The sequence below is a fragment of the Enhygromyxa salina genome, from assembly GCF_002994615.1.
GTDB classification, from domain to species: domain Bacteria; phylum Myxococcota_A; class Polyangia; order Nannocystales; family Nannocystaceae; genus Plesiocystis; species Plesiocystis salina_A.
In genome coordinates, this window is record NZ_PVNK01000222.1 from 1 (window position 1) to 7711 (window position 7711).

Genomic DNA, 7711 nt, shown 5'->3' on the forward strand with positions numbered 1-7711 from the left:
CGACCAGATCGTCGGTGAAGCGCAGATACGCGCCCTCCCACTGGTTGTTGCGCAGACCGACGAAGGCGATCGTGGCCACGATCGTGATCACCGCGAGCACGATCATGATCTCCGTGAGCGTGAAGCCGGCCTGCTGCAGCCCGCGTCGGGGCCGGCGGGAGCGTCCATCAACTACGAAAGGATTTCGCAGAATGCGAAATCCTTTCAGCCTTGGACACACATCCGCGGCGCCCCGAGGGTTCCCCTGCGGCATGTAAGTGTTTGGAACCATTGTGAAAATCTCTGAGTGACGGCCCCGCAGAGCCGTGGGCGCTGGTCGACCCTGCCCCGATTGTGCAACCCGCGTGCCTCAGCGGAGACTCAACGGTCAGCCGGTCCAAAACAGCCGAATTCGTGGGTTCAATGACCTTTTGGGCAGTTCCAGGGCCGCATAGCTGGCGACTGCGTCAGCGAGCTAACATTCTTGTTGCGTTTCGTAATCACCGGTACACTCACGAGCGATGAGCGTCCGCAAGAAGTCCCAGGACCGGGCACAAGATGACAAGCGTGTTCTGTGGCATCTGCGGAAGATCCCGCTGCTGAGCAGCGTGTCGCCGGCCAAGCTCCAGGAGCTGATCGCGCAGGTTGACCTGCGCGAGATTCCGCGGCGTCAGGTCATCTACCTCCCCGGTGACCCCGGCGAGCAGGTCTACTTCATCAACGGCGGGCGGGTGAAGACCAGCAAGGTCACGCGCGACGGCAAGGAGCTGACCCTGGCCTATCGCGGCGCCGGCCAGATCTTCGGGGAGCTCGCGGTCATCGACGGCTCCCCCCGCGAAGAGATGGCCGAGGCGATGAAGAACGCGATCATCACCGAGCTCCCGGTCGAGGTGTTCCGCGAGCTGCTGCTCGCCGACGCCAAGCTCTGCTTCCAGTTCATGTCGGAGGTCGGCAAGCGCCGCAAGCAGCTCGAGACCAAGATCGAGCACCTCGTGTTCAAGGACGTCCAGGCCAAGCTCGCGGCCCTGCTCCTCGAGCTCGCCGAAGAGTACGGTCAAGAGACCGAAGACGGCGTCCAGATCGGGCTCAAGATCACCCACCAGGAGATGGCCAACCTGATCGGCTCGACGCGCGAGACGATCTCGCTGACCCTGGCGCAGTTCAAGAAGAAGAAGCTGCTCAACATGAACGGGCGCACCGTCGTGCTGCTCGACCAAGAGGGGCTCAGGGCGGTCACCTGAGGCCCCGAGCCGCGTCGCCAGCGGTCGCGCACGGCCGGGCGACACGAGCTCAGCTCAGCGCCCGCGCCAGCCAGCGGCCCGTGATGCTGTTCGGCTCCCGGGCGATGTCCTCGGGCCGCCCGGCCGCGACCACCCGGCCCCCCTCGGCGCCGCCCTCGGGGCCAATGTCGATGACCCAGTCGGCGCACTTGATGACGTCGAGGTCGTGCTCGATCACGACGACGGTGTTGCCCTCGTCGACGAGGCGCTCGAGGACCTCGAGCAGCTTGCGGACGTCGTCGAAGTGGAGCCCGGTCGTCGGCTCGTCGAGGATGTACAGCCCGCTCCCCGTCCGGCGCCGGGCGAGCTCGCGGGCGAGCTTGATGCGCTGGGCCTCGCCGCCCGACAAGGTCGTGGCCGACTGGCCCAGGGTCATGTAGCCGAGCCCGACGTCGCGCAAGATCTCGAGCTTCATGCGCAGGCCGGGGTGGTTGGCGAAGAACTCGGCCGCGTCGGCGACCGGCATGTCGAGGGCCTCGGCGATGTTCTTGCCGCGATAGGTGATCGCGAGGGTCTCGCGCTCGTAGCGGCGCCCCTCACACACGCGGCAGGTCACCCACATGTCGGGCAGGAAGTGCATCTCGATCCGGCGCAGGCCCTCGCCGTGGCAGTGCTCGCAGCGCCCGCCCTTGACGTTGAACGAGAAGCGCGAGGGTCCGAAGCCGCGGATCCGGGCCTCGTTGGTCTGGGCGTAGAGGTTGCGCAGCTCGGTGAACACCCCGGTGTAGGTCGCGGGGTTGCTCCGGGGCGAGCGACCGATCGGGGACTGATCGACGGCCACGACCCGATCGCAGCGCTCGAGGTTGCGGATCGCGTCGTGCTCGAGGCCCCAGCTGTTGGCCCGGTTGAGCCGACGCGCGGCCTCGGGCAGCAAGGTGTCGACGATCAGGCTCGACTTGCCCGAGCCGCTGACCCCGGTCACGCAGGTCATGTGCCCGAGCGGGATCCGGACATCGACGGCGCGCAGGTTGTGGCCGCGGGCGCCGAGGATCTCGATCCAGGCGTCGGGTTCCCGGCGCGGGGTCGGCCGCTCGATCTGGGCGCGGCCCGACAGGTAGGCGGCCGTGCGTGAGCGCCGATCTTCCAGGAGCGCCGCCACGCTGCCCGCAAACACGACCTCCCCGCCGAGCACCCCCGCGCCGGGGCCCATGTCGACGACGTGCTCGGCCGCGCGGATCGTGTCGGCGTCGTGCTCGACGACGATCACCGTGTTGCCGAGATCGCGCAGGCGCGCGAGCATCGCTATCAGGCGGGCGTTGTCGCGCTGGTGGAGGCCGATGCTGGGCTCGTCGAGCACGTAGGTCACGCCGACCAGCGCCGAGCCGATCTGCGTGGCCAGGCGGATGCGCTGGGCCTCGCCGCCCGACAAGGTCATGGTCGCGCGGTTGCAGTCGAGGTAGGCGAGGCCGAGCTCGATCATCGCCGACAGCCGCGCGATCGCCTGGGCGAGGATCGCCGCGGCGATCTCCTTGTCTTCGGCCCTAATTGCCAGACCGTTTGCCAGACCGTTTTCCAGACCGTTTGCCAGACCGTTCGCAAGACCAGGCGCGAGGCCATCGGCCTCGCCGACGAGCGCGGTCAAGAAGCCGTGGAGCTCCGCGATCGTCATCGTCGCGAGCTCGTGGATGTTGCGGCCCGCGATCTTGACGTGGCGGGCCTCGACGCGGAGGCGCTCCCCCTCGCAGCTCGAGCACTGGACCTCGCTCATGAAGGGCTCGAGCTCGGCGAGGGTCCCGGTCTCGGGGTCGGCGTCGGCGCGGGTCTCGGCGTCGCGCAGGCGCTGCTCGAGCAGCGGGATCAGGCCGATGAAGGGCTCGCCGCCGCCCTGCTTCGGCCGGCCCGACTTGCCCCGCTTGCGGCCTTTGGCGGGCAGCGGCGGGATCACCTCGTCGCCGCTGCCTTGGAGCAAGGTCAGCTGGTGGAGCTCGTCGAGCTCGGCCCACGGGGCGTAAAGATCGATCTTGTAGTGGGCAGCGACGGCCGCGAGCTGGCGGTCGATCGCCGCCTGCCCGCGCCCGCCGAGGGCCGCGATCGCGCCCTCCTTGAGGCTCTTGCTCGGGTCGGGGATCAGGCGGCGCGGATCGAAGATCCGTCGGCGCCCGAGCCCGTCACAGCTCGGGCAGGCGCCCTCGGGGCTGTTGAAGGAGAACAGCCCCGGGGTGATCTCGGGGTAGCTCAGGCCGTGCTCGAAGTCGGTGAAGCGCTCGGAGAACTCGAGCGGGTCGCCCTCGAGGGGCAGGAGCTTGACGTGGCCGTTGGTCAGGCGCAGGGCGACCTCGATCGAGTCGGCGAGGCGCGAGCGGATCCCGGGCTTGAGCACGAGGCGGTCGACGTAGACGTCGATGCTGTGGCGGACCTCGGGGTCGAGCTCGAGGTCCGCGTCGGCGACGTCGATGTCGACGAGCTGCTCGTCGATCGCCACGCGCACGAAGCCCTGGCGGCGCAGATCGTCGAGCAGCTCGCGGTGGTCCCCGGGCGCGGCGCGGACGACGGGCGCGACGACCGAAAATTTGGTCCGCGGCGGCAGGGCCTCGACGGCGTCGACCATCTCCTCGACGGTGTGGCGGCGCATCGGCTGGCCGCTGCGCCAGCTGTAGACCTCGCCGATGCGGGCGAACAACAGGCGCAAGAAGTCGTAGATCTCGGTCGTGGTCCCGACCGTCGAGCGCGGGTTGCGGGCCCGGTTCTCCTGCTGGAGGGCGATCGCCGGGCTCAGGCCCTCGATCACGTCGACGTCGGGCTTGGGCAGCTGGGCGAGGAATTGCCGGGCCGAGGCGCTGAGGCTCTCGACGTAGCGGCGCCGGCCCTCGGCGAAGATCGTGTCGAAGGCGAGGCTGCTCTTGCCCGAGCCCGACGGACCGGTGATGACGATCAGCGCGTCGCGGGGCAGCTCGATGTCGACGTCGCGCAGGTTGTGGGTCCGGGCGCCGCGGATCCGGATCGCTCGGGGGGCGGCGGGCAGATCGTCGCGCGCGTCGCCGCTCACGAGGCCGCTCGCTGACGGGCCTGGGCCATCGCGCGGGCCAGCTCGATCGCCGCGCGCATGCTGGTCGTGTCGGCGACCCCGCGCCCGGCGATGTCCTTGGCCGTCCCGTGGTCGGGCGAGGTCCGCACGAAGGGCAGCCCGAGGGTCACGTTCACGCCGTCGTGAAAGTGCGCGAGCTTGAACGGGCCGAGACCCTGGTCGTGGTACATGGCCACGAGACCGTCGAGATCGCCGACGCGGTGGCGATGAAAGGCGGTGTCGGCGGGCAGCGGGCCGATGAAGCTGGCGGGAAGCTTCGCCGCGTCGGCCCACTCGCGGAGCGCGGCGATCGCTGGCTCGACGATCCGCTGCTCCTCGTCGCCGAGCAGGCCGCGCTCGCCCGCGTGGGGGTTGAGGCCGAGGATCCCGACGCGCGGGCGGGCCAGCGCGAAGTCCTCGACCAGCGCGCGGGCGAGGAGCGAGCCCGCGCGGACGATCGCGGCCGCGTCGAGGCGCGCGGGGACCTCGCGCAGGGGCAGGTGGATCGTTGCGAGCGCGACCCTGATCGTGGGGCCGGCCATCAGCATTGCGAAGTCCGCGACCTTGGCCCGCTCGGCGAGGTACTCGGTGTGACCTGGGTGGCGCAGGCCCTCGGCGGCGGCGACCGCCTTGTCGATCGGGGCGGTCACGAGCGCGGGGCGACGGGCGGGGTCGGGCTCGGCGAGCACGAGGTCGACGCCACGTTCGAGCGCGGCGAACTGCCCGAGCGGCGCGTCCGCGCGGCCCCCGGCGCCCCGCTCCACCCCCGGGTCGAGCAGCGGCTCGAGACGAGCGAACCCCGCAGCTGCCCAGCGGGTGTCGAGGGTCGCGACGAGCTCGCGCAGCTGCGCGCGCCCGGCCACGACCCGATCTTCGCCGCGCAACAGGCCCTCATCGGCCATGCGCAGCAGCAGCTCCGGGCCGACGCCCGCCGGATCCCCCTGTGTGATGACGAGCCGGGTCACAGCATCGCACGCTCCGCTTAGCGCCGAGCGGGTCTGCATTCTAACATTGGCGACGATGCCTTCGAAGCGCGCCCCCCGAGCCTGGCCAAACTTCTCTGGGTTGCTCGGGCCTGGGCTGCTGGGGCTCGCCGCGCTCGTCCTCGGCCTCGCCGCTCCCGCCGAGGCCGCCGCGCCCAAGCGCGACCAGACCCAGATCGCGCGCCAAGCTCAAGAGGAAGCCCGGCTCAGGGCCCAGAAGCGCGGCTCGACCGACACGCACAAGCCGCGTCGCTCGACCCGCGGAGACGCCAGCCGCCTCCCACGCATGCACAGCCCCACGGTCCACGCCAAGGCCAAGGCCAACCGCGATCCCGTCGTCGGCTGGTCGGCGGCCCTCGACGAGCCCGAATTCGCCGATCGGCGGCGGCGCATGCCCGCGGCCGACGTGCCGCCGGGCTACACGCAGGCGATCCGTGTTGGCGAGCGCTTCGTGTTCGACGTCTACTTCGCCGGCAACCCCGCGGGGCTCGCAGAGGCCGGAGTCGTCGAGTACCAGGCAGATCGGAGGGGTGACGCCCCACAAGGAAGCGGGAAGTACCGCATTGAGGGTCGCGCGGTCACCTCGGGCGTGGTCTCGCTGCTGACGTCGATGGAGGACCGGATGATCACCTGGATCGACGCCGGCGACGGCGCGGTGGTGTCCAGCGTCAACATCCTCGATCGGGGCGGGCTCGGGACCGGCGGCAGGTACAAAAAACGCGTGACCGAGATCGAGTACGAGGGCCGGGGTCACATTCGGATCACCGACGCCAAGGACGAGCGGACCACGAAGATGACCCGCCACGTCCCCCGCGACACCTTTGATCCCCTCGCGGCGATGGCCTGGGTCCGCTCCCTCGACCTCGGCGACGGCGAGATGGCCTCTGCCCACGTCATGGACGGCAAGGTCCTGCTCAAGGTCGAGGTCATCGGTCGGGGCAAGGCCCGCCTCGACCCGATGCCGAGCGTGGCCCAGGGCCTCGGCGTCAACGGCGACGACGTCCGCCTGCTCGAGGGGACCCTGTCCTGGGTCGATCGCTACGGGGTCGTGCGTGAGGAGAAGCGGACCTACACCTTCCGCGCGTATGTCACACACGACGAGCGCCGCCTGCTCCTCGCGATCGAGACCGACATGTGGCTCGGCGTGCTCAAGCTGGTCCTCAACCGCTACGATCCCCCGAGCGCCGAGATCGACCGTCCAGCGCGCGCGGACTGAACCCATGACCGGGTCGCCCGGACGAAAAAGGCGATCAGTTCCGTGTTTGGCGGTGTTGGACGTACAATCCGCAGGCACGCCCCATGGCGCAGAATTACAAACCACTGCACAGGCTCGCGGCTGGCGGCATGGCCGAGGTCTGGGTCGCCCAGTCCGTCTCGGTCGCAGGCTTTAAAAAGAAGGTCGCGATCAAGCGCATCCTGCCCGGCTTGCTCAAGGATGAGCGCTTCGTTCGGATGTTCCTCGACGAGGCGCGGCTGAGCCTGCACTTCAACCACGCCAACGTCGTCTCGGTCTTCGACCTCGGTAAATCCGATGAGACCTACTTCATCGTCATGGAGTACGTCGAGGGCACGACCCTCAAGCAGCTGCTGGAGTTCCTCCAGGAGCGCGGCCGTCGGGTGCCGCTGCCGCTGGTCATCTGGATCCTCAACGAGACGCTCAAGGGACTCGAGTACGCCCACAACCTCAACGACCCCGAGACCGGCGAGCACCTCCGCGTCGTCCACCGCGACATCTCGCCGCCCAACTTGCTGATCTCGTGGAACGGCGAGGTCAAGCTGACCGACTTCGGCCTGGCCAAGGCGACCTCGCAGCTCGAGTCGACCGACGCTGGCGTGGTCAAGGGCAAGTTCAGCTACCTCTCGCCCGAGGCCGCTCACGGCCAGCCAGTCGACGGCCGGACCGACATCTTCGCCGTCGGCATCCTCGCCTACGAGATGCTGACCATGCGCCGCCTGTTCCTGGGCGAGACCGACTACCAGACCGTCGAGTCCGTCCGCGCGGCCGAGATCCCCAGCATCCGCGCCCAAAACCCCGAGGTCCCCGAAGAGCTCGAGAACATCATCCGCAAGTCGCTGACCCGCGACGTCGACGAGCGCTACCGGACCGCCGCCGACTTCGCCGACGACCTGCTCGGGTTCTTGTTCTCGCACCGCCTCAAGGTCTCGGCCCGCGATCTCTCGGCGCTGCTGGCCGACGTGCGCGAGGCCAAGCAGGCCAAAGACGCCAAGGACAAGGCCAGCGGCTCGGGCGGGATGAACCTGATCGAGCAGCTCCTCGCCGAGGAGCTGGCCAACTTCCGCTCGATCGACGACGACAGCGGCGAGGGCAGCTCCGAGGCCATGGGCTCGCGCTCGCTGCTCGACGACGAGTTTGACTCGTCGGCCCCGCTGGTCGAGGGCCTCGACGATCTGATCGGGGACGCGGCGCCGCTGCCCCCGACCAAGCCGAGCCCGCCCCCCAGCGC

6 protein-coding genes are annotated in these 7711 nt (G+C 69.5%); 3 read left to right on the plus strand and 3 right to left on the minus strand.

The features are described 5' to 3' along the window. Window positions 1–271 (minus strand): type IV pilin protein (locus ENSA5_RS39830; RefSeq protein WP_146156127.1); only part of this gene is annotated, 271 nt, incomplete at its 3' end. 229 nt (window positions 272–500) lie between these two features. Here ENSA5_RS39830 and ENSA5_RS25905 point away from each other — a divergent pair. Further along, window positions 501–1220, plus strand: coding sequence for a Crp/Fnr family transcriptional regulator (locus tag ENSA5_RS25905; protein WP_258183026.1), 720 nt, complete (start codon window positions 501–503; stop codon window positions 1218–1220). Window positions 1221–1269: 49 nt separating this feature from the next. Here the strand turns inward: ENSA5_RS25905 and uvrA are convergent, their stop codons facing one another. Both uvrA and pdxA read right to left on the minus strand, forming a co-directional pair. Next, window positions 1270–4245, minus strand: a complete 2976-nt coding sequence (gene uvrA, locus ENSA5_RS25910; RefSeq protein WP_106394374.1) for an excinuclease ABC subunit UvrA — start codon at window positions 4243–4245, stop codon at window positions 1270–1272. Continuing rightward, window positions 4242–5228 carry a 4-hydroxythreonine-4-phosphate dehydrogenase PdxA gene (pdxA, locus tag ENSA5_RS25915; protein WP_181198150.1) on the minus strand — a complete coding sequence of 329 codons (987 nt, stop codon included), beginning with the start codon at window positions 5226–5228 and terminating at the stop codon, window positions 4242–4244. The genes uvrA and pdxA overlap by 4 nt, the downstream gene beginning before the upstream one ends. Before the next feature lie 55 nt (window positions 5229–5283). On the opposite strand from pdxA, the gene ENSA5_RS25920 reads away from it, so the two are divergent. Together ENSA5_RS25920 and ENSA5_RS25925 are read left to right on the plus strand one after the other, a co-directional pair. Beyond that, complete coding sequence (locus ENSA5_RS25920) at window positions 5284–6462, plus strand: DUF3108 domain-containing protein (RefSeq protein ID WP_181198151.1); 1179 nt, start codon at window positions 5284–5286, stop codon at window positions 6460–6462. A gap of 83 nt (window positions 6463–6545) precedes the next feature. After that, a partial coding sequence (locus ENSA5_RS25925; protein ID WP_146156128.1) for a serine/threonine protein kinase occupies window positions 6546–7711 on the plus strand: 1166 nt, incomplete at its 3' end.

Coding starts and splice junctions, on each gene's coding strand:
- ENSA5_RS25920 (WP_181198151.1), top strand. CDS start 5,284: ATGCCTTCGAAGCGCGCCCCCCGAGCCTGGCCAAACTTCTCTGGGTTG.
- ENSA5_RS25905 (WP_258183026.1), top strand. CDS start 501: ATGAGCGTCCGCAAGAAGTCCCAGGACCGGGCACAAGATGACAAGCGT.